General features: G+C 73.8%; 20 protein-coding genes. 15 read left to right on the plus strand and 5 right to left on the minus strand.

Annotated elements, in window-relative coordinates; translation table 11 throughout:
• Positions 1 to 45: 45 nt before the first annotated feature.
• Positions 46 to 654, plus strand: coding sequence for a TetR/AcrR family transcriptional regulator (locus AC0VYN_RS09150; protein ID WP_475535530.1), 609 nt, complete (start codon positions 46 to 48; stop codon positions 652 to 654).
• Between the two features lie 18 nt (positions 655 to 672).
• Here the strand turns inward: AC0VYN_RS09150 and AC0VYN_RS09155 are convergent, their stop codons facing one another.
• Genes AC0VYN_RS09155 through AC0VYN_RS09170 form a run of 4 tightly spaced genes read right to left on the minus strand, consistent with a single transcriptional unit; the run spans position 673 to position 4,103 of the window.
• Entirely contained in the window at positions 673 to 1,596 is a 924-nt protein-coding gene (locus AC0VYN_RS09155; protein WP_475535531.1) for a LysR family transcriptional regulator, read from the minus strand.
• Positions 1,597 to 1,606: 10 nt separating this feature from the next.
• Positions 1,607 to 2,749, minus strand: coding sequence for an NAD(P)/FAD-dependent oxidoreductase (locus tag AC0VYN_RS09160; RefSeq protein ID WP_475535532.1), 1,143 nt, complete (start codon positions 2,747 to 2,749; stop codon positions 1,607 to 1,609).
• Complete coding sequence (locus tag AC0VYN_RS09165; RefSeq protein ID WP_475535533.1) at positions 2,746 to 2,934, minus strand: ferredoxin; 189 nt, start codon at positions 2,932 to 2,934, stop codon at positions 2,746 to 2,748. The genes AC0VYN_RS09160 and AC0VYN_RS09165 overlap by 4 nt, the downstream gene beginning before the upstream one ends.
• Entirely contained in the window at positions 2,931 to 4,103 is a 1,173-nt protein-coding gene (locus tag AC0VYN_RS09170; protein ID WP_475535534.1) for a cytochrome P450, read from the minus strand. The genes AC0VYN_RS09165 and AC0VYN_RS09170 overlap by 4 nt, the downstream gene beginning before the upstream one ends.
• A gap of 247 nt (positions 4,104 to 4,350) precedes the next feature.
• Here AC0VYN_RS09170 and AC0VYN_RS09175 point away from each other — a divergent pair, with 247 nt between their 5' ends.
• The 7 genes from AC0VYN_RS09175 to AC0VYN_RS09205 all read left to right on the plus strand — a co-directional run bounded on the left by AC0VYN_RS09175 (position 4,351) and on the right by AC0VYN_RS09205 (position 11,718).
• Positions 4,351 to 5,325: a phosphotriesterase family protein gene (locus AC0VYN_RS09175; RefSeq protein ID WP_475535535.1), complete on the plus strand. Its 975-nt coding sequence runs from the start codon at positions 4,351 to 4,353 to the stop codon at positions 5,323 to 5,325.
• 48 nt (positions 5,326 to 5,373) lie between these two features.
• Positions 5,374 to 6,330, plus strand: a complete 957-nt coding sequence (locus AC0VYN_RS09180) for a phosphotriesterase family protein (RefSeq protein WP_475535536.1) — start codon at positions 5,374 to 5,376, stop codon at positions 6,328 to 6,330.
• Between the two features lie 13 nt (positions 6,331 to 6,343).
• Entirely contained in the window at positions 6,344 to 7,459 is a 1,116-nt protein-coding gene (locus AC0VYN_RS09185; protein WP_475535537.1) for an FAD-dependent oxidoreductase, read from the plus strand.
• Positions 7,460 to 7,463: 4 nt separating this feature from the next.
• Positions 7,464 to 8,387, plus strand: a complete 924-nt coding sequence (locus tag AC0VYN_RS09190; RefSeq protein ID WP_475535538.1) for an alpha/beta hydrolase — start codon at positions 7,464 to 7,466, stop codon at positions 8,385 to 8,387.
• A gap of 35 nt (positions 8,388 to 8,422) precedes the next feature.
• The gene (locus AC0VYN_RS09195; protein ID WP_475535539.1) at positions 8,423 to 9,364 is read left to right on the plus strand and encodes an MBL fold metallo-hydrolase; all 942 of its coding nucleotides are present in this window, start codon (positions 8,423 to 8,425) and stop codon (positions 9,362 to 9,364) included.
• A 17-nt stretch (positions 9,365 to 9,381) separates the two neighbouring features.
• A complete protein-coding gene (locus AC0VYN_RS09200) occupies positions 9,382 to 11,121 on the plus strand; it encodes a CocE/NonD family hydrolase (RefSeq protein WP_475535540.1) in 1,740 nt (579 codons plus the stop codon).
• Between the two features lie 135 nt (positions 11,122 to 11,256).
• Complete coding sequence (locus AC0VYN_RS09205; RefSeq protein ID WP_451692573.1) at positions 11,257 to 11,718, plus strand: VOC family protein; 462 nt, start codon at positions 11,257 to 11,259, stop codon at positions 11,716 to 11,718.
• Positions 11,719 to 11,763: 45 nt separating this feature from the next.
• Here AC0VYN_RS09205 and AC0VYN_RS09210 read toward each other — a convergent pair whose 3' ends face one another.
• Positions 11,764 to 15,096 carry a CHAT domain-containing protein gene (locus tag AC0VYN_RS09210; RefSeq protein WP_475535541.1) on the minus strand — a complete coding sequence of 1,111 codons (3,333 nt, stop codon included), beginning with the start codon at positions 15,094 to 15,096 and terminating at the stop codon, positions 11,764 to 11,766.
• A gap of 285 nt (positions 15,097 to 15,381) precedes the next feature.
• On the opposite strand from AC0VYN_RS09210, the gene AC0VYN_RS09215 reads away from it, so the two are divergent.
• The 7 genes from AC0VYN_RS09215 (at position 15,382) to AC0VYN_RS09245 (ending at position 20,777) form a co-directional block, all read left to right on the plus strand.
• A complete protein-coding gene (locus AC0VYN_RS09215; protein WP_475535542.1) occupies positions 15,382 to 15,975 on the plus strand; it encodes a hypothetical protein in 594 nt (197 codons plus the stop codon).
• Positions 15,976 to 16,156: 181 nt separating this feature from the next.
• Entirely contained in the window at positions 16,157 to 16,876 is a 720-nt protein-coding gene (locus AC0VYN_RS09220; protein ID WP_475535543.1) for a hypothetical protein, read from the plus strand.
• Entirely contained in the window at positions 16,876 to 17,562 is a 687-nt protein-coding gene (locus AC0VYN_RS09225; protein ID WP_475535544.1) for an RES family NAD+ phosphorylase, read from the plus strand. The genes AC0VYN_RS09220 and AC0VYN_RS09225 overlap by 1 nt, the downstream gene beginning before the upstream one ends.
• An 80-nt stretch (positions 17,563 to 17,642) precedes the next feature.
• Positions 17,643 to 18,752: a macro domain-containing protein gene (locus AC0VYN_RS09230; RefSeq protein ID WP_475535545.1), complete on the plus strand. Its 1,110-nt coding sequence runs from the start codon at positions 17,643 to 17,645 to the stop codon at positions 18,750 to 18,752.
• A gap of 195 nt (positions 18,753 to 18,947) precedes the next feature.
• Positions 18,948 to 19,178 (plus strand): hypothetical protein, encoded by a 231-nt coding sequence (locus AC0VYN_RS09235; protein WP_475535546.1) that lies wholly within the window; start codon positions 18,948 to 18,950, stop codon positions 19,176 to 19,178.
• Positions 19,171 to 19,941, plus strand: coding sequence for a vWA domain-containing protein (locus AC0VYN_RS09240; protein ID WP_475535547.1), 771 nt, complete (start codon positions 19,171 to 19,173; stop codon positions 19,939 to 19,941). Before AC0VYN_RS09235 ends, AC0VYN_RS09240 begins: the two co-directional genes overlap by 8 nt.
• On the plus strand, positions 19,938 to 20,777 hold the full coding sequence (locus AC0VYN_RS09245; protein WP_475535548.1) for a protein phosphatase 2C domain-containing protein: 840 nt from the start codon (positions 19,938 to 19,940) through the stop codon (positions 20,775 to 20,777). The genes AC0VYN_RS09240 and AC0VYN_RS09245 overlap by 4 nt, the downstream gene beginning before the upstream one ends.
• Positions 20,778 to 20,779: the final 2 nt, after the last annotated feature.

The raw sequence follows: 20,779 nt of genomic DNA on the forward strand, positions 1-20,779 counted from the left end.
CGGTGCGTGCGTTCGCCATGCGGAGACGGCGTTAGGATCTCCGCCATGGCGAACCTTCGTGAGGCACAGAAGCAGATGACCCGCCGTCTGCTGCTGGAGTCGGGACTCGAGCTGTTCAAGACGAAGGGGTACGCCGCCACCACGGTCGACGACATCGCGACCGCCGCGGGCACCACCCGGGTGACCTTCTACGCGTACTTCCCCTCCCGCAGCGAACTGATGAAGGCGCTCATCGACGAGCAGCTCAACGAGACGCTCCAGCGCGTGCGTTCGCCCGAGCACGGGTCCACGGCCCGGGACCTCGTCGACACCGTCGCCGAGGGGACGCCGGAGGCGGTCATGGCGTGGCTGCGGCGGACCGCCGACATCTGGCCGGCCATCCGGCCGATCATCCGCATCGGCCGCGACGCCTCGGTGGTCGACCCGGAACTCCCCGACCTGGTCGAGCGGTGGCTGGAGGAGGCCGTCGGCGACATCGAGGACGGACTGACGGCCGCCGGACGCCTCGAACCCCATCAGCGGCACTTCCGCGGTGTCCTCGCGATGGCCGAACTCGACTACGTCGCCCAGCACTGGGACCGCACCGACTGGAAGATCACGCGCGATCAGATGCTCGACGAGCTCGCCGACAGCTGGGTACGGCTGCTGACCTGACGGGGGCCGCGGCCGGCGTCACCGGGGCTTCGCCGCGTCGAACAGCAGCGCCCGGAGCCACTCGACGAAGTACTGGTCGCTCAGCCGGGGATTCCACACCATGTCGATCCCGAGGCCGGGCAGCGGGAACGGGAACTCCTCGATCCGCAGGTCGGCCAGCGTCCGCATCGTGACGGCGACCCGGTGGCGCAGCAGGGCGACGCCGCCCCCGCGCGCGACCAGGAACGGCACCAGCAGGTAGTCGGAACTGTACTGGCCGACCCGGTAGGGAATGCCCCTGTCCTCCAGCACCGAGTAGGGGAAGACCCGCCGTTCGGTGTCGACGACGACGTGCGGCTGGGTGGTCAGGAGGTCGAGCGCACCCGCCTCCGGCGGCGCGTCCGCCGAGGCCACCACCACACAGCGGTCGTCGTAGAGCCGCTCGCGCGGGTGCGGCGAGAAGTGCCCCTCGGAGATCAGCACCACGTCGACACCCTGGTCCGAGAAGGTGGCCTCGGTCGGCACCGCGATCGTGCGCAGCCGCAGGGTGGCGTGCGGGGCGCGCTCGGCGACGAGCCGCATCAGCCGGGGTCCGATGACGAACGCGGTGCTGTTGGTCAGTGCGACCGTGATCACCCGCTGGTCCGTGGCGGGGTCGAAGGAGGGGAAGTTCACCACGCGTGCCGTCTGCCGCAGGGCGCTGCGCAGCGGTCCGAGCAGCTCCAGCGCGCGCGGGGTCAGCGTGACGCCCGTCCCGTGCCGGACGACGAGATCGTCGCCCAGCATCCGCCGCATCCTCGCCAGTGCGTGGCTCATCGCCGGCTGGGACAGACCGACCCGTTCCGCGGCCCGGGTCACCGAGCGTTCCTCCAGCAGCGCGAGGAGGGGCACCAGCAGGTTGAGATTGACCGACGCCAGCCGGTCGAGACCCGAACCCGTGGTGCCCTCCGCCTCCGTGCCCATGCGGCGAACCCTACGCGGCCGCCCTGGTCATCCGGCGCAGCCGGGGGACGGGGATGCGGTAGTCGAGCGCCACGGCGTCGGCCGTGCCGTCCCCGTGCCGCCAGCGCATCAGCGCCGGGCCGCCGCCCGGCTCCCCGTCGACGTACTCCGGTGCGCCCTCGGCCGGAAGGTGACCCACCGCCTTCAGGCTCAGTCCGAACTGCTCGGTCCAGAAGTACGGCTGGAAGTCGAGCGGCGGCGCCTCGTCGCCGCGCACCAGGGCTCTCGCGGCGACCTTCGCCTGCTCGATCGCGCTGCTCCACAGGGTGACGCGGCGCACGCCCCGCGCGGTGGGGAACGCCGCCAGGTCCCCGACGGCCGCCACATCGGGGCGTACGAGCCCCCGGGTGTCGACCGGAACGGCCCCCTTCGCGGTGAGTCCCGAGCCGGCGAGCCACTCCGTGTTGGGGATGTCGCCGGCCGCGGTCAGGATCACCTCCGCCTCCAGGACCCGGCCCTCGGCGAGGACGACCCGGGCGTTCCCGCCGTCCCCCTCGATCCGCGCGGCCTCGGTCTCAATGACGGTGACGCCCCGCTCCCGCGCGGCCCCGACGAAGACGTCGGCGAGGTACGGGCCGAGCTGGAGGACCAGCGGGACGCCCTGGGAGACGACCGTGACCTCGCAGCCCGCGGCCAGGCAGCCCGAGGCGATCTCCATGCCGAGCGGGCCTCCGCCCACCACGACCACCGACGGTCTGGCGGCCAGCCGGGCGCGCAGCGACAGCGCGTCGTCGAGTCCGCGCAGGGTGAGCTCCTCGGGCAGACCGGACAGCCGCCTCGCCCGGGACCCGGTGGCCAGCACGAGGCGGTCGTACGGCAGCGCCGTGCCGTCGTCGAGCATGACCCGCCGCCGGTCCGGGTCGAGCCCGGTCGCGCGCACACCGAGCAGTTCCGTCGCGCCGTGACCGGCCGGCGGGAGCTCGTGCGAGGTCATGTCGTCGCCGTCGAGCAGCAGCGCCTTGGACAGGGCCGGGCGGCTGTACGCCGGGTGCGGTTCGTCGCCGACGACGGTCAGTTCGCCGTCGAAGCCGGCCTCGCGGAGCGTGTCGGCGGCGGTGAGCCCGGCGATCCCGTTGCCGACGACGACCACGCGCTCCAGGGTGCCGGTGCTCATTCGACCCTCAGTGCCGCGACCGGGCACACACGGGCGGCGGCGCTCGCCAGAGCGGCGTCGGCCCCGTCGACCTCCTCGCGGTCCAGCACCAGTTCGCCCTCGTCGTCGAGGTGCATCAGCTGCGGTGCGGCCTCCTCGCACAGGCCGTGTCCCTCGCAGCGGGGACGGTCGAGAACGATCCTCATGCGGGGATCACCTCCAGGACGGGGAGCTCTTCGATGCTCCGGGTGGTGTTGCTGGGGACACGGACCTCGGGTCCGGCGACGAGGCGCTCGACGCGTCGGGACAGCGCCTCGATCACGGCGTGCGCCTCCAGGCGGGCGAGTCCCTGGCCCGCACAGCCGTGCGGGCCGTAGCCGAACGCCAGGTGGTCGACCGGGTTGCGCTCGACGAGGAAGGCGTCGGGGTCGTCGTAGTGCCGCGGGTCGCGGTTGCCGGCGCCGAGCAGCACGGCTACCTGGGAGCCCGCCGGGACGAGGATCCCGCCGACCTCGACGTCCTTCGTGGCGAGCCTGCCCCAGGCGTTGATGGGCGGCCAGAAGCGCAGCACCTCGTTGAACGCGGCCGGCACCAGCGAGGGGTCGGCGCGGACCAGGGCGAGCTGGTCGGGGTGCCGGGCGAAGAGGGCGACGACGTTGCCGATCGCCGCGATGGTGCTGTCGACACCGGCGCCGAGGTACTGGTGGATGATGTGGCCGGCCGTGTCCGCGGGAATCGCTCCGCGCGCCTCGGCGTCGAAGATGCCGCGGCCCACGGAACCCTCGGCCAGGTCCGCGGCCGTGACCTGCGAGCACCAGGCGTAGAGCTCGCCGGCGACGGGGAAGGCGTCGGCCGTGCGCTGGTTCATCGGGCCGAGGACCTGCATGGCGGCCTGTCCCCAGCGCAGCATGTTGTCGCGCACGTGGCCCGTGAAGCCGATCAGGTCCGCGACGACCTCCAGCGGGAAGGCCCGGGCGAGGGCGTCGACGGCCTCGAAGGAACCCTTCTCGACGAGCCGGGCGACGAGGGCGTCCGCCTTGGTCTCGATACCGGCCTTGAGACCGCGCAGCGCACGCGGGGACAGGTTCTCCGTGAGCGTGGCGCGCAGCTGGGTGTGCACGGGCGGGTCGGAGGCGAGCGACGTTCCGGTGAGCGCCTCGTTGGCCGGCGGATTGAACGCGATCGAGGCCGACGAGAACGACTCCCAGTCCGCGAGTGCGTCACGGACGACGTCGTACCGCGTCAGCGCGTGGACGTCGTTCTCCGGGAGGTGGACGACGGGGCCCCGTTCCCGCAGTTCGGCATAGACCGGGTAGGGGTCGAGGACCACTTCGTCGGCGAAGAGGTCGACGTCGGAGGTGGGAGGGGTGCTCATGCCCCTCAGTGAAGTCGTCCCCCTGGCATCGAACAAGTGAATGCTTTACATGCCACTCCATGCACCGCGTGCATGTAGAGCCCCGGAGGACGGGCGGCGAAAGGCCTTCGGAACTCCTCGCGCAACCCCTGGAACTTTGTTTTTTCGTGGTGTTCGTTTCATTGACGGGGTGTAAAGCGAATGGCTACCGTGACCGCAGCCACAGGGTGTGCCGTGCGCATCCCACCCCGGAAGACGTGAGGCAGGCATGAGCGTCAAGACCACCACCGTGAACACCGTCCTGGGCCCCGTGCCGGCCGACGAGCTGGGCGTCGTCTCGGTCCACGAGGCGCTGCTGTCGGTGGTGCCGGGCGCCGAGCACGCCTTCGACATCCGCATCGACCGCGCCGAGGTCTTCGAGATCCTGGCCGCGAGGCTCAGGGACTTCCGCGCCCACGGCGGCGGCACGATCGTCGACAGCACCGGCATGTTCCACGGCCGCGACGTCCGGCTGTACGAGGCCCTCGCCCGCACGACCGGCGTGCACATCGTCGCCTCGACGGGCCAGGGCCCCGAGGAACTGCTCGGCGGCTACTTCCTCACCCCGCAGACCAACCCGCCCACGCCGTGGCCGGCGGAGAAGTTCGCCGACCTCTTCACCAAGGAGATCACCGAGGGCATGGTGGTCCCGCGGGTCGAGCGCCGCGGCGCGGCGGGCCTGGTGGCCACCGCCGCCACCCGTGAGGGCATGACCGCGACCGACGAGAGCCTCTTCCGGGGTGCGGCCCGGACCGCACTGAGCACCGGCGTGGCGGTCTCCGTCCGCTACGGCAAGGACGCCCTCCACGACCTCGACATCGTCCTCGACGAGAAGCTCCCCGCCGACCGGGTCGCCGTCGGCGGACTCGACCGCAGGGACGCCGTCGCCTCCGGTGCGCCCCTCGAGGTCGCCCGCCGCGGCGCCTACGTCGCCCTCGACCACGTGGGCACCGAGGACGACACCCACCTCACCGACGCCGAGCGCGCCGAGCTGGTCGCCGGCCTCGTCGAGGCCGGCCTCGCCGGCCGGATCCTGCTGTCGGCCGGCGCGACCGGCGTGGCCAAGGGCCACACCGGCAACGACCTGCCGTACAGCCACGTCCTGACCACCTTCGTCCCGCTCCTGAAGACACACGGTCTCAGCGACGAGGACGCGCGGCGGATTCTCGTGGAGAACCCGCGCGACCTGCTGTCGGTGCGCTGAGCGCGCCGGCACCGACAACCGTCAAGTCTCTACTCAAAGGTGAGTGTTGTGTCGAGAGTGAACACGGTCCTGGGGCCGGTCCCGGCCGAGGAGCTGGGACTCGTCGCGGTCCACGAGCACATCGGGTACGGGATGCCCGGCTCCGAACTGGACACCAAGTGGTGGAAGACCCCCGAGCAGCGCTACGAGGAGACCGTCCCGAAGCTGCGCGCCTTCCACGAGTACGGCGGCGGCACCTTCGTGGACGCGACCGGCATCTGCAACGGCCGTGACGTCGACTACTACAAGTCGCTGTCCGCGAAGACCGGCGTGCACATCGTCGCCTGCAGCGGCTTCGTCGGCGGCGACACCGCCCTGCCGCACTTCGCCAACGCCGACGTGGACTACCTGACGCGGCAGTTCGTCCACGAGATCACCGTCGGCATCGGGGACACCGGCGGCCTCGCCGGCGTCATCAAGGTCGGCGTCAGCCGCGGCGGCCGCATGACGGACCTGGACAAGCGCATCTACCGCGCCGCCGCCCGCGCCGCGCTCACCACGGGCGCACCCGTCCTGACCCACCTGGCCATCGACGCCGAGAACGCGATCTCCATCTTCGAGGAAGAGGGCCTGCCGCTGGACCGCGTCCTCTTCGGGCACGTCGACGACGGGGTGAACGCCGACAGGACGCGCGACGTGTGGATCGCCGAGCAGGGCGGCCGCATCGGCTTCGACACCTTCGGCTACGAGACCGAGCTGCCCGACCCGCCGTTCTGGGCCCGACCCCGCAAGGAGCGCCTCGACCACTTCCTGCGGTTCGTCGACGGGGGCCGCCGGCTGAAGCAGGTCCTCGCCTCCGCCGACGCCAACTGCAGCCCGCTCGGCTGGCCGGGCGTCAAGGGCCACACCGTCAACTACATCTTCGAGGACCTCATCCCGGACCTCCGCGCCGCGGGTCTCGACGACGACGCCATCGAGACGATCTTCGTCGACAACCCGGCCGACTTCCTCACCCTTCAGAAGTAAAGCGAGAACCCCCATGCAGTCCTCGGAATTGAAGAACCTGAAGATCGCCGTCGTCGGAGCGGGCTACGGCGGCGCGGCGGCGGCCAAGGCCCTCAGCCTGCTCGGCGCCCGGGTCGACGTCTACGAGCAGGCCAACCGGATCCGCGAGGTCGGGGCCGGCATCGGTCTGCGCCCCGCCACCATGAACCGGTTCCGCGAGTGGGGGATCTTCGACGCCATCGCGAAGGTGACCTCGCCGAGCGAGTACTTCGAGATCCTCACCGCCACCGGCGACCCGATCATGAAGGAGACGTGGCCGGCCGCCGGCGAGCAGACCCACACCCACCTGATCCACCGCGGCGACTTCATCGAGGCCCTCATGGGCGTCCTCCCCGAGGGCATGGTGCACCTCGGGCACAAGCTCGAGAGCGTCGAGGACAAGGGTGACCGCTCCGTCCTCACCTTCGCCGGCGGCGGGACCGTCGAGGCCGACCTGGTCGTCGGTGCCGACGGCATCAAGTCGGTCGTGCGCCGGGAGCTGTTCGGCGACCAGAGCCCGGTGTTCGCCGGTGAGCACGCCTACCGCGCCGTCATCTCCCTCGACGCCGCCCACGGCATGGTCACCGACGACAACCTCCGCATGTACATCGGCCGCGGCACCAAGGTCTACCTGCTGCCGCTGCGCCACCGGGGCCAGGTGTCCTTCGACATCACCGCCCTGTGCCCCGACGGCACCTGGACGCCCCAGGTCACCAAGGACGACCTCCTGAGGACGGTGGAGGGCTTCGACGAGCGCCTGGTGAGCATCACCCGCGACCTCGACATGGACACCGTCAACATCCGCGCCGTGTACGACATCGACCCGGTCGGCACATGGCACTCGGACTCCGTCGTCCTCGTGGGCGACGCGGCCCACTCGATGCTGCACCACCAGGGCCAGGGCGCCAACTCCGCCATCGAGGACGGCGGCGCGCTCGCCGACGCCCTGCGCGAGGCCGGCTCCGTGAAGGAGGCGCTCGCCCTCTACCAGGCGACCCGCAAGCCGGTGACCGACGAACTTCAGCGCATCTCGCGCCAGGGCTGGACCGAGGACGAGATCGCCGAGGTCTTCCCCGGCCAGAAGCCCGCCGCCGCTGCCCCCCAGGAGTGACACCATGACCCTGCACCCCGAGATCGCCACGTTCCTCGCCGGCCTGCCGGCCCCCGACGGCGGCCCGCTCGACCCCGTCGCCATGCGCGCCGCCGACGAGGCGCACGTACCCCCGCTCGACGAGCGCCTGCCGCTGCACGCCGTCGAGGACGTCACCGCGAAGACGGCCGCCGGCGAGGTGCCGGTCCGCGTCTACACCCCGGACGAGGCCGACGGCCACGGCGTACTGGTCTACTTCCACGGCGGGGCGTTCTTCCTCGGCAGCCTGGAGACCCACGACCACGTCGCGCGCTCGCTGGCCAGGGAGACCGGACTCAAGGTCGTCTCCGTCGGCTACCGCCTGGCCCCCGAAGCCGCCTTCCCGGCCGGCCTCGACGACTGCCACGCCGTCGTGCGCTGGGTCGCCGAGGAGGACGCGGGCCTGGGCTGGGACGGTACGACCCTCGCCGTCGCCGGCGACAGCTCCGGCGGAACCTTCGCCGCAGCGGTCGCCGCCAGGGCGCACGACGACGGCTTCGACCGGATCACCCACCAGATCCTCTACTACCCCTCGCTCGACCTGGACTTCGACGTCGACCGCTACGCCTCCCTGCGCGAGAACGCCAAGGGCTACGGCCTGGAGACCGAGGGTCTGAAGCCCTTCAACGCCTTCTACCTCGACAGCGGCGCCGACCCCGCCGACCCGCTCGTGTCGCCGATCAAGCGGGCCGACCTCGCCGGGCTGCCGCCCGCACTCGTCGTCACCGCCGAGCACGACCCGCTGCGCGACGAGGGCGAGCTGTACGGCGAGCGGCTGCGCGCGGCCGGGGTGGAGACGAAGGTCAGCCGGTACGCGGGCGCGGGCCACGGCTTCGTCCAGCACTTCTCCTGGATCCCGGAGTACCACGAGGTCTTCGGGGAGACGCGCGACTTCCTCGGCCGGCGCTGACCCGGCCGGCCCGGTACGAGTTCGGAAAGAGGACCATGACGCAGGCAGTCGACGTCCACCCCCTGGTGTCGCCGTGGGGCCGGTTCGGTCTGTACAGCTTCTTCATCGACGCGCCCGAACCGGCGATCGTCGACACCGGCATCGCCACCTCGCCCGCCGAGGGCATGGCCCCGGCCCTCGAGGCGATCGGGCGCCGCATCGAGGACGTGCGCTGGATCCTGCTGACCCACGGTCACATCGACCACGTCGGCGGGGCGCACGCCCTGTGGGAACTCACCGGACGGCGCGCCCAGGTCGTCGTCCACGAGGCCGACGCGCCGATGCTCCGCTCCCGCCGCGCCCATGTGGAGGAGTACCTCGCGGGGCGGGGCCGGTACCTCGGCGACCCCGAGGGCGAGGCGAAGGTGACGGCCGCCGCCCGGGCCGTCATCTCCGGGGAGATGGAGCCGTCCCTGCTGGTCAGGGGCGGCGAGACCCTCTCCCTCGGCGGCGACGTCACCGTGTCCGTGCACGCCCTGCCCGGCCACACGCCCGGCTCGGTCGCCTACGTCGTCGACGGGCGGCGCTCGGTCTTCACCGGCGACGCCGTCCAGGTCCACGGGGCCGCCAACGGCTTCCCCGGCTACACCGACCCGGTCGCCTACCGCGCCGGCCTGGAGTACCTGCGGGACGAGATCCGCCCGCGCCGCCTCTACCTGGGCCACCCCTACCGCCGCGCCGACGGCACGCCCTACGGCGTCGAACTCGACGAGACGCAGGCCCGGGAGGCGATCACGCAGAGCCTGGACGTCGAGGCCCGCGTCGCCACGGCCGCCCGCGGATGCCTGGAGGCGGGCCTGCGGGAGACGGATTCGCCGTACTCCCCGTTCGCCCGCGCCGCCGGGGAGCTCGGCTACACCGGCGACCCCACGCTCGAGCCGTCGCCCTTCTTCACCTCGATGGCCGGCTACCGCGCGCGCCACGAACAGACCTCGTAACACAGGAGCCGACACCCATGACCGACCTTCACACGATCCGGGCGGGCGAGCGGCCGATCGCCGTCCGCAAGGATCTCCGGGTGCCCATGCGCGACGGCGTCACGCTGGCGGCCGACACCTACAGCGGCGTGGACGACACGCCGCGGCCCGCGCTGGTCGCGCTGAGCCCGTACGGCAAGGAGCTCCAGGCCCTCGCCCTGACCACCCCGCCGCAGCGCCGCCCGAGCCCCATGTGGGACGGCTGCATCGAGGCCGGCGACATCGCGCGCGTCGTCGAGGAGGGCTACGTCCACGTCATCGGCGACCTGCGCGGCTCCGGCGCCTCCGAGGGCGAGCACATCGGCAACTACAACGCCGGCGGCGTCTCGCTGGGCCAGGACGCGTACGACTTCATCGAGTGGGTCGCCGCGCAGCCGTGGTGCGACGGCAACGTCGGCATGATCGGCATCTCCTACTTCGGCTCGATGCAGGTGCTGGCGGCGGCCGAGCGGCCGCCGAGCCTCAAGGCGATCTTCGTCAGCGGCGGCCACTACGACTTCTACGAGACCACCTACCACGGCGGTGTCATGTGGTTCATGCCGCGCGCCGCCCGCGAGGGCCGCGGCGGCGACTCCGGCTGGGCCTTCACCGACGGCGTGAAGTCCCGCATGCTGGAGACCCATTCGCCCGAGGAGATCAGGAAGCGCGTCGCCGAGCGGTTGAGGGACCCGGACGTGGCCGCCTGGCCCAACCTGGTCCATGTCCTCAACTACCCGAAGAACCACGAGGCCTGGTTCGACATCGTGATGAACGAGGTCGACGGCGAGTGGTACGAGGAGCGCAACCCGATCACCCTCGCGCCGGACATCGACATCCCGGTCTGGCTCCAGATCGACCAGGGCCGCGGCTGGACGATGGACGGCACCATCGAGCTCTACAACCGCCTCAAGGGGCCCAAGAAGCTGGACATCGGCCCCTATCCGCCGATGCAGTCGCGCCCCTTCGTCGAAGAGCACGACAAGATGTTCCGCTGGTACGAGTACTGGATCAAGGGCGTCGACAACGGGATCATGGACGAGCCCGCCGTCACCGTCCACGTCGAGGGATCGCGTCGGTACGTCACCGGCGCGCAGTGGCCGCCGAAGGACGTGGAGCACCGGGCCCTGTACCTCCGGCCGCGCCACAGGCTCTCCTTCGAGCCCGAGTCGATGGGCGCCGAGTACGCCGTGCCCGACGGCTTCTACCAGGCGCCGCTGACGGTCACCGACAAGGTGGAGATGCTCAGCTGGAGCACCGAGCCGTTCACCCGGCCCACCGAGATGATCGGCCAGGGCGCGGCACACCTCTTCGCCCAGATCGACCAGCCCGACACCAACTTCATCCTGCGCATGTGGGACGAGGCCCCGGGCGGCAAGCGGCAGCTCATCACCACCGCCTACCTCAAGGCCTCGCACCGCGAGCTCGACGAGGAGCGCACCACCGAGGGCGACCCCCACCACCCGCACACCCGCGCGGTGCCGGTCGAGCCGGGGAGGATCGAGGAGTACGTGCTGCGGGTCTATCCCTTCGCGGCGACGTTCCTGCCGGGCCACAGGCTGGTCGTGGAGCTCTCCAACAACGAACCACTGGCCGACGCGCACAACGCGCTGCTGCCGCCGGACGCCTTCCACCTGCCGGTGGGCCGCCCCGTCACCCACAAGATCTACCGGGACGCCGCGCACCCCTCCCGCCTCGTCCTGCCGTTCACCACGGCCACGGCCGCGGGCGCCGACCGGTAGGAGGCGGCGACGGCGCGGGGGCTCCGCGGCGTCGTCCCGGGAGAGCGGGCGGACAACGGCCGCACGGGGTGTCAGGGTGGGCTCGATGAACACCGGCCGACTCGACACCGGCCCCGCCGCGAACGGAGCACCCCGATGAGCCGCCACTTCCAGGTCACCTTCGACGCCCACGACCCCCGGGCGCTGTCGAGCTTCTGGCGCGAGGTCCTGGGCTACGTCCACCCCGGCCCGCCCGGAGTCGACGTACCCGAGGGCACCGACCCGCTGGCCGCGTGGGACGACTTCCTCGCGCGGATCGGTGTGCCGGAGGACCAGCGCAACAGCAGGTCGGCCATCGAGGACCCGGACGGGCACGGTCCGCGGGTGTTCTTCCAGCAGGTGCCGGAGGGCAAGGCCGCCAAGAACCGGGTCCACCTCGACGTCCGGGCGGCCCCCGGACTCGAGGGGGAGGAGCGGATGGCGGCGCTGGAGGCCGAGTGCGACCGGCTCGTGGCACTGGGCGCGAAGCGCGAGCGCCGCTTCGAGCCCGAGCCCCCGCTGGGCACCGGCTTCATCGTGATGACCGACCCCGAGGGCAACGAGTTCTGCCTGGACTGACGCGCCGGGCCGTGGCCGGTCCCGGGACCGGCCACGGCCCGGCTCTCAGCCGGCGGCCGAGGCGGCCCGCGTCGTACCGGGACCCGGATGGCCCTGGTGGATGAACGCGGCCCAGGCCGCCGGGCGGTCCAGCACCGGGCCCTTGCGCAGCTCGTCGAGCAGGTCTCCGCCGAGCGACGCCGGGGCGGTGCGCCGCGGGTCCAGCATCCACATCTGCGCGGCCCGGAGCGCGTCGACCGGACTGCGGCCCTCGACCGCCAGGTGGTGGTGGAACACGGCCATCATCAGCGCCGATGCCGAGTCCCGGGTGGCCCAGCGCGAGCCCACCACGTCCCGCGCACCGCCCGCCACGAACGCGGTCGTCAGGGTGAGCGCCTCGTCGTGGTCGCGCCGGCTCAGGTCCGTCTCGCAGGCACTGAGCACGACCAGCGGGCCGTCCGGGGCGTCCCGTACCCCCGCCCGGCGGCCGAGCAGCCGGGACACCGTCAGCAGGCCGGGGTTCGGCGACGCCGGTGCCCCGTCCCCGTCCGGTGCCGGCTCGGCGCGGCCCTCCGGGTACGCCAGTTGCAGCGCGGACGCCGTCGGACTCGGGCCGGCCGAGCCGTGGCAGGCGACGTGGAGCAGCGACGGTGTGCCGGCGAGCAGCGCCAGGACCTCGTCGGGCGTGCCGGCGGCCAGGCGCTCCGGGGGCTCGTCGAAGATCTCCCCGCACAGCCGTGCCCGGGGGTAGAAGACGTCCCGCAGCGCCCTGATCTCGACGTCGGCGTGGACGAGGTCCATGGTCGGGTCGGCCACCAGGACGGGATCGTCCTCCGGGACCCGCCGGGCGCGGCGGACCGCGTCCAGGAACTGCCGGCCGGACGCCGCGTAGCTGAACACGATCGCCTGGCACGCGTACGCGTGCGGTGCCCCGGCCGGGAGCCGTGCCGCGTGCCAGGGGACGATGCCGAGGCGCCCGCACGGCACCAGGACGATCCTGGGCGGGCCGGGGCGGTCCCGGCGCCGGTTCCCGTTGGCGGCGAGGCGTTCCGCGAGGCCGGTCAGGACGGGCGCGACCACCGCCCCGGTCGCCCAGTCGCACAGCTCGGACAGGGCCTCCTCCCACGCGGCGGTGGCCGCGGGATCCCGGGGCTCCGCCTGGTGCCGGGCGGCCGCGTCCAGGTACCGCTCCAGCGGGCCGCTGTGCTCGCCGGAGAGCAGGGGCAGCGCGCGTACGCCCGTGCCGGTGTCCGGCCCGACCACGATCGCCATGCCCGGCACGGTGCCCTCGCCGGCCAGCAGGTAGACCAGCGCGTCCGCGTCGCCCTCCGCGACACCGGCCTTGAGGTCCTCGACCGTCGGCGTGCGGAACAGCGCGCCGCCCGGCTCCCGGTGGCCGAGGGCCTCCAGCGCGCGGCGCCGCAGCGAGCTGGGCAGCTCGCGGGGGAGCACGCCGGACCGCCCGGCGGACGCGGTGTCCGCCTCCCGCCACTCCCGGGCGAGGTCGTGGTGCCCGCGGGACTCCAGCAGGTCGGGCACGGCCCGCGAGGTGGACGCCGCCTGCAGCACCAGGGCCCGGCCCAGCTCCAGCGCGGCCACGGCCTCCTCGACCCGGCCCTGCGACGCGGCCCAGATCGCGGCCCGGATGCCGCGGTCGGCGCCGGACCGGGCGGTGAGCAGACCGTGGTCGGGGCCGTCCTGCAGGACGACGTCGCCGGCCAGTGCCTGGAGGGACTCCAGCGCCGCGTCCGTGGCGGCGTCCCGGTCCGCGGGATCCTGGGTGCGCTCCAGACGGAGTCGGTGGTTCTCCGCGAGCTGCCACAGGGCGGGGGCGGCGATCTGCGGCGACCGGCCCTGCCGGACGCGGTCGCGGACCCGCCCCAGTTCGTCGATGGCGGCGTCCAGGTCGGCCGGATCCCCGGTCGCGGAGTGCCGCATCGTCGCCGCCAGGGCGGAGAGGAAGCGGGTCTCCGTGGAGGCGTCCGCGGCGGGAGGGACGTACGCGGGCATCTCGTCCGGCGTACCGCTCACGACGGCCCGGGCCGTGCGCAGCGTGTCCCGGAACGCCGAGGCCAGCGCGTCCGGGAGCCCGAGGGACGTGGTGGGCACGCTCGCCAGGATCTCCTCCTGGTGGGCGAACCCGCGCATGAGTGCCCCGGTGTCGTGGGTGAGCGAACCGAGGCTGGTCAGCGCGGCGCCGAGTGCCAGCCGCACCACCGGGCGGAACGGGTGACCGTCCGGGGCGGACCGCTCGAGGTCCTCGAGTTCGGCCACCAGCGCCGTGAGGTCCGCCGCGGACTCCGCCTCCTCCGCCTCCCGCACCCGGGTGAGCAGGTTCATCGCCCGGTTGCCGATCAGGAGTCCGGCGGCGGCGGGGTCGGACGCCGCCTGCCGCTCGAAGTGCTCGGTGACCCGGCTCGCGTGCTCGCGGGCGACGTCCGTGTCCTGGTGGCCGCCGCCCAGCGGCTGCCCGGCCTGGAGCACCAGGCGCATCAGGTTCTCGATCTCGGGTGCCCGGTCGTGACCCTCCGGCAGCCGGTCCAGGTCCGTGCCCAGCCGCCGGAGCAGCCGGCTGACCTGTTCCGGGTCGCCCGTGCGCAGGGCGTCCGTGGTGCCGAAGATCGCGGCCAGCCAGGAGCCGGCGATCGTGCTTCCGGCATCGTCGTCGGCCTCGGGGGCCGTGGGCGTGGCGGCGTCCGGGGGAGGCTCGGGCAGGTCCTTCGCCAGGTCCACGAGCATCCGGAGCTGATCGGCGAACGGGAAGCCGTCGGGCAGCATGGCCAGCAGCCCCTCCGGGTCGGAGAAGTCGTTCATCGCCGGATGGCCCAGCAGGTTCCGCATCAGCGTGAGCTGCTCCAGCAGTTCCGGCGGCAACGGCAGCTGCCCGGCGTCCGCGGCCTCGCCGGCCAGTGCGGCGAGCCTCGCCGCTTCCTCGGCCGCCGCCCCCGGCCCGACCTGCTGGGCCCGGTCGAAGACGTGCCAGAAGTCCGGAGCGGCCCCCGGCGTGCCGACCGGCATGGAGGACTCGGAGACGGTCATCAGGAGCAGCGCCGCCATCTGCCTGTCCTGTGCCGTCACCGCCTCGCCCGCGGGCGTCGAGGGGTCCCGTGCCTCGGTCAGCAGCTGCCGCGCTCGCTCGCGGTCCTCCGGCGTGCCGTTCCCGGTGGCGTACCGGACGGCCAGCAGCCAGCCGAGCCGTACCGTGACCAGGCCGAGGAGCGGCCGGTCGTGGTCCAGGAGGTCGCGCAGACCCGACAGTTCGGCCACCGGCCCGTCGAAGTCGCCCGGGGACACCGTCCCCTCGCCCGTCCGGACGGCCAGCCGGGCCGCCCGTCCGACCGCGTCCTGCGCCCAGAGCCGCAGCCCCCGGACGCCCCCGTCCGCCTCGTCGTTCACCATGTTCGCGTGCCCCCTGTCCGCCGCGGGACCGTACCCGCCGGCTCACCGGCCCCCGTGGCCCCATGATGGCTCCGTCGGGGTCCCCGCGGAACGGCGATCGCCCCAACTCCCGCGAGACGCCCGGAAATCGGCCAGGAGGCGACCTGCCCCGCCCGTCGGCGGCCGCGGTGGTCGGCGGCGGGGCGAACACCGGTCGTCGTCCGGGCCGGGGCTTCCCGACGCCGGTGACCTGCTGCTTCGCTGGTCCCGGCGGAACAGGGGAGCGAGTACGGGGGAGGGGGCGGCGTGGATCTCGGGGGAGCGGCCGCACCGGTCGCCGCGGTCGTCGGAGTCGTCGGGACGCTGCTGTCCGCGCTGCTGACCCAGCGCGCGGCGGACCGCGGCCGGCAGCGCGAGCAGGAGCGGGCCGAGGCGTTGCGGGAACGGCGCGGCGAGGAGCGGGAGCGGCGGGCCTGCTACGTGGCGCTCAACACCGCCGGCCGGCAGTATCTCGCCGCGCTCACGGACCAGTTGCACGCCCTGGACCGCGCCGAGGAGCTGCCCTCCGCGCGGCAGCGGCTGACCGGGGCCCGCGACCAGTACCGGGACGTGTACGCGGAGGCGCAGATGCGGCTGCCGCAGCGGGTGCTCGGGCACGCGGCGGAGGTCAGCCGTCACCTGGGCGTCGTGTACGGCATGGTCCGGCGTCTGGACGACGGCGTACCGCGGCGGGGGGAGTCGTCCGCCGCCGCGCAGGCGGGCATCGACGCGCTGTGGGAGCGGCTGCGGGAGATGCGGCGCGAGATGCGCGCCGATCTGGGCGCTTCCCGGGCGGATCCCGGGCGCCGTACCCGGGAATCGGGCGGAACGGACCACCGGGCGCCCGGCGGGTCGGCATAGTACGGACCGGCACGGTGGAGCCGGGCCCCGGCCGGGACCGGGGCAGCCCGAGGAGGCGGACGGCCGGGAGGCGCGTCGACGCCGCGGCACGCACGGGGGCGGGGCGCCCGGACGCGGAGGGAAGCGAGGACGCGGACATGAGGGACGGCACGGCACACGGCACGACGGAGAGGGGGAACGCGTGAACGGCGACGACACCGGCGGGAACCGCGGCGGCGCGGCGGACCGGCTGCTCGCCCTGATCGGCGAACACCGGGACACCGTCCGGGACGGACTCGACGACGAGCAGTACGCGCTGCTGCTGACCAGGCTGACCGCGCTCGCCGGCGCGCCGTCCGACGACGTCCGGGCGGTCCGCAGGGCTTTCCAGGGCGTGCGCCTGGCGCTGCTGCCGCTGCCGCTGGACCATCCGGTGCGCGTCGCGCTGGACCCCGTGCGCCTGGTCACGGCGCCGCCCGGGCCGTCCACGGTGACCGGAGCGCGGGAGCTGATGGCCCGGCTGGTGATCCCGGCACCGTCCCCCGGCCCCACGGAGCCCGGTGGGGGTGACGCGGCCGGCGACCCCGCGCAGGACGAGCTGCTGAGGACGCCGGCCCTGTCCGCCGACGAGGCGCGGGCCCGGTGCGGCGGCACGGCACCGCCGCCCGAGCTGATCAGACTGACGGACGCCCGGGGCGGTGACCGCTACCCGGAGTTCCAGTTCGGCGCGGGCGACGGCAGCCCGTACGAGGTGGTCCTCGAGGTCAACCGCGTACTCCTCGCCGACGTCGACCCCTGGGGCGCCGCCGCCTGGTGGCTCAGCGGGAACAGCTGGCTGGGCGGGACACCCGCGTCGCTCCTCGGCCGGCTGCCCGACGGCGAGCTGGTCGGCGCGGCCACGGCACTGGCGGAGGGGGACTGATGAGCGGCTTCTTCCCCACCACGCCGTTGGAGCTGCGCCCCAACCGGCAGGTGGTCCCGGCGGGCACGGAGCTGTGGCGGGTGCACAAGTCCCGCTACGCGCCGGACCAGTTCAACCCCAACCTCGCGGACGTGCACGACCACATGGTGGGCAGCCGCTTCGACGGCACGGTGCTGGACCCGTACCACTCCCTGTACCTGGCGGCCGACCCGACGACGGCCCTGGCCGAGAGCGTGCTGCGCTCGCGGCCCTACGACCCGCGGTTCAGCATGCGGTACATCCCCTGGATCACCGTCCGGGGACGGTCGTTGAGCGCCCTGCGCACCAGGTGCGACCTGTGCCTCGTCTCGCTGGTCGGGGAACGGGACCTGGCCGCCGTCTGCCAGGACTCCACGCTGCTCGAGGACGAGCGGAACTACCCGCAGGCCAGGCGCTGGGCGAGCGAGATCCGCGCGCAGGCCCCCGACATCGTCGGTCTGGTCTGGCAGTCGCGGCGCAACCGGCCCGAGCAGGCGCTGGTGCTCTTCCACGACCGGGTCGGGGGCTGCGCGGGCTGCGACGGCAAGCCACTGGAGGTGCTGCCGGACGCCGGCATCGAGGACCTCGGCTCCGACGCGGGCATCGACCGGGCGAACGAGCTGCTCGCACAGCTCCGTTCGGAGATCTCCCGGCCGGAGCGCCGGTAGTGACCGGGGCGGCGCGGCCCCGCCCCCGGGGCCGGTCGTCCCGCTTGTCCGGGTGTGAAACCCGGTGCCATCGTGAGCGCATGGTTTCGACTCCTCCTGACCACGCGTCACTTCACAGCGACCTCAGGGAGGTCAGACGCGCGGGCCTGGTCCGGCTGCGCGGGCGTGCGCTGCCCGCGCTGGAGCCGGCCGCCGAGGCGGTGGGCGCGGGCGCCGCCCGCACCCCGGGTGCCGCCGTCGAGGCGCTGCTGCGGCTCGCCGTGTCGCGCCTGGACGCGGGCACCCTGCGCACCGCCGCCGAGTACACCCTCGGCCTGGCGCAGGGCACCAGGGACTGGCCCGCGTCCTCCCGCCGCGCCAGGGCGGCCGCGGTGTACGGGGTGAGCGTCGAGCGGTTCCGCAAGGACCACGAGGTGATGGTGCTCGGACAGATCGCCGAGCACATCGTGCTGCTGATGGCGGAGGCGGCCGGGGCCCCCGCCGCCGCGCCGGCCGCCGAGGGCGGCACCGGCACCCACCGTTCCGTGGCGGCCAGGGTCGCCGGCCGGGACGTGCGGCTCACCCTCCACGTGCATCCCGCGGACCTGCTGCGCGACGTGGACGTGATCGTCTCCCCGGCCAACGTCTACTTCGCGCTGCCCGAGTCGTACAAGTCGTCGGTCGCCGCGTCGCTGCGCCGGGCGGCCGCCGTGCGCGGCGTGACCGGCGAGGTCCTGGACGACCCGGTGCGCGACGAGTTGCGGGCCTGGGCGGAGCGGCAGGGCACGTCGGGCCGCGCGGTGCTGCCCGGCACGGTGGTCGCCACCGGTCCGGGCGCCCTGGCTGAACAGGGCGTGCGGCGGATCTACCACGCCGCCGTCGCCGTGCCGCGGGCCGGCACCAACGACTACGACGTGCTGCCGGCCGACGTCACCCGGGCCGCGTCCCGGGCGCTCGCCGTGCTGGCCCGGGAGCACGACCGCCACGACCCCCCGCTGCGCTCGGTGTGCTTCCCGCTGCTCGGATCGGGGCGCGGCGGACTGCCGTACCACGTCAGTCTCGCCGCCGTGTGGGCCGCGCTCGAGGCGGAACTGGCGCGCGGGGCGCGGTGGGACGTCCACTTCCTGGTGCGCACCGCGGAGGCGGCGGCGGTGGTGGAACGGATCCAGGCCAGGATCCGCCCGGCCCGCGACCAGCGGCCGACCGGGTGACCCGGTGCAATGGAAGGGTCCCCCGGTCCGCACGGGAAGGTGCGGGAGGCGCCGGCGAGGGCCGTGAGCGCACGGGGGAGTGCACAGGGATCTTCGGGGGCGCACGGGGAGCACTGGGAGGTGTCGGAGGATGTCAGCACCACTTATTTCCGTCGTGCCAGGGACAGTTGACGGTCCGACACCTAACGTGGGCGCATGAGCGGCGGGATGCGGGAGTGGGCTCTCGGGGCGCCGGGCCGGATCGTCACCTGGCCGATGCCCGACACGTACGTACTGGTCGAGGGTGTGCTGCTGCGCATGCGCCCGGACCCCCCGGGAATGCCGCCGGGAACGGAGGTCGTCGTGGGCACCGACACCGCGGGGCACCGCCTCGTCGCCCAGGGGGCCGCGCCGGGGACCGGGGACGGGCGGCCCGCGCATGAGTGAGTACGGCTTCGGGTTCGCGGAGGGCTTGGACGAACGGCAGCCCGTCGTCCTGCTCCTCGACACGTCCGCCTCCATGGGGCGGCCGGCCGGCAGCCCCCGCATCGACGAACTCAACGACGCGCTGACCCGCTGGTTCGCCGAGGTCAGGAGGGAGCCGAGACTGCGCACCCGGGTGGAGGTCTGCCTGATCGCGTTCGACTCGCGGGTGCGCGTCTTCGACCCGGTCCGCGGCACGCTGGCGCCGGCCGGGGAGACCACGGCGGACCGGCTCTTCGTGCCGGTGGACCGGATGCGTCCGCCCCGGCTGGAGGCGTCCGGGCTCACCCGCATGACGGAGGCCGTCGAGACGGCGCTCGACCTCGCCCGGGAGCGCTACCGGGCGCTCCAGGCACAGTGCGTCCAGGTGCGGCGCCCCATCCTGTGGGTGCTGACGGACGGCGCGCCGAGCGACGCCGACGGGCGGCGGATGGACCCCGCCGCCCTGGCCGGCACGGCGGAGAAGGTGCGCCGCGGCGAGGAGCGGGGCGAGTGCGTGTTCCAGGCCGTCGGAGTGAGCGGCGCCGACCTGGAACTCCTTGAGGTCCTCGCACCCGAGGGCACGCTGATGCTGGACGGTCTGAGCCTTGAGCGGATCCTCGAGCTGATGTTCCTGAGCTCGGACCGCAGCACCCCGCACCAGACCCCCGACGACATGCGCAGGGAAGCGGCCAGGTTGGCGGAACGGCAGCGGCGTATGCAACAGCTCGAGGAGCGGTTCCAGTGATCGTCGCCGGGGCCGTCGTCCAGGGCACCGGACACCTGGCCGCGGGACGGGGATGCCAGGACGCCTTCAAGGCGGTCGACCTGGGGGACGCGGTGGTCCTCGCCGTCGCGGACGGCGCCGGCGGCCGTGAACGCAGCGCGCTCGGCGCCCACATCGCCGCGGACACGGCCTGCCGGGTGCTGGCCGAGGACGCCCCCGGCCCGGCGGACTCCCCGGAGACCTGGACCCGGTGGACCGCTGCGGCCGGGGCCCGGGTGGTCGCGGAGTACGTGCGGTCGGTGACGGCCGTCCTGCGGGCGACGGCTCCGGCGCACCGGCCGGACCCGCCGGACGCCGGCACGGTGGACACCGGCGCCCTCGCCGCCACCCTGGCCGCCGCCCTCGTCCGGCCGCCGTGGGCGGCGTTCGTCTCGGTCGGCGACTGCTTCGGCACGCTCCTCACCCGGGAGGCCGCCACCGCCACGGAGCCGGAACCGGCCGAGCGCTGCCACCTCGTCCTGCCGCCGCCCGCCCCCGGCGCACCGGAGCCGGTCTTCCTCTCCTCGCCCGGGGCCGCGCTGCGGGCACGGACGTTCGTGGTCTGGGAGCCGGACCTCAGCGGCGTCGTCCTCGCCACGGACGGCTGCGCCGCGCTGACCCTCGACCACCCCTCCGTACGCGGACTGCCGCCGGAGGCCGGGCCGTTGCCGTCGGAGCGGTTCTTCTGCGGGCTCGCCGCCACCCTCCGCGCCAACGGCGGCGACGCCGAACCCCTGCGGGCCCTGCTCTCCGGGCCGGGGGCGGCCCGCACCGGCGACGACCTGACCGTGCTGTGCGCCCTGGCCGGCGGGAGGTGACG

Source organism: Streptomyces sp. 63XJN7_1_ISO-PGPR-S23-121 (assembly GCF_056173025.1).

Coding starts and splice junctions, on each gene's coding strand:
- AC0VYN_RS09150 (WP_475535530.1), top strand. CDS start 46: ATGGCGAACCTTCGTGAGGCACAGAAGCAGATGACCCGCCGTCTGCTG.
- AC0VYN_RS09155 (WP_475535531.1), bottom strand. CDS start 1,596: ATGGGCACGGAGGCGGAGGGCACCACGGGTTCGGGTCTCGACCGGCTG.
- AC0VYN_RS09160 (WP_475535532.1), bottom strand. CDS start 2,749: ATGAGCACCGGCACCCTGGAGCGCGTGGTCGTCGTCGGCAACGGGATC.
- AC0VYN_RS09165 (WP_475535533.1), bottom strand. CDS start 2,934: ATGAGGATCGTTCTCGACCGTCCCCGCTGCGAGGGACACGGCCTGTGC.
- AC0VYN_RS09170 (WP_475535534.1), bottom strand. CDS start 4,103: ATGAGCACCCCTCCCACCTCCGACGTCGACCTCTTCGCCGACGAAGTG.
- AC0VYN_RS09175 (WP_475535535.1), top strand. CDS start 4,351: ATGAGCGTCAAGACCACCACCGTGAACACCGTCCTGGGCCCCGTGCCG.
- AC0VYN_RS09185 (WP_475535537.1), top strand. CDS start 6,344: ATGCAGTCCTCGGAATTGAAGAACCTGAAGATCGCCGTCGTCGGAGCG.
- AC0VYN_RS09190 (WP_475535538.1), top strand. CDS start 7,464: ATGACCCTGCACCCCGAGATCGCCACGTTCCTCGCCGGCCTGCCGGCC.
- AC0VYN_RS09195 (WP_475535539.1), top strand. CDS start 8,423: ATGACGCAGGCAGTCGACGTCCACCCCCTGGTGTCGCCGTGGGGCCGG.
- AC0VYN_RS09200 (WP_475535540.1), top strand. CDS start 9,382: ATGACCGACCTTCACACGATCCGGGCGGGCGAGCGGCCGATCGCCGTC.
- AC0VYN_RS09205 (WP_451692573.1), top strand. CDS start 11,257: ATGAGCCGCCACTTCCAGGTCACCTTCGACGCCCACGACCCCCGGGCG.
- AC0VYN_RS09210 (WP_475535541.1), bottom strand. CDS start 15,096: ATGGTGAACGACGAGGCGGACGGGGGCGTCCGGGGGCTGCGGCTCTGG.
- AC0VYN_RS09225 (WP_475535544.1), top strand. CDS start 16,876: ATGAGCGGCTTCTTCCCCACCACGCCGTTGGAGCTGCGCCCCAACCGG.
- AC0VYN_RS09230 (WP_475535545.1), top strand. CDS start 17,643: ATGGTTTCGACTCCTCCTGACCACGCGTCACTTCACAGCGACCTCAGG.
- AC0VYN_RS09235 (WP_475535546.1), top strand. CDS start 18,948: ATGAGCGGCGGGATGCGGGAGTGGGCTCTCGGGGCGCCGGGCCGGATC.
- AC0VYN_RS09240 (WP_475535547.1), top strand. CDS start 19,171: ATGAGTGAGTACGGCTTCGGGTTCGCGGAGGGCTTGGACGAACGGCAG.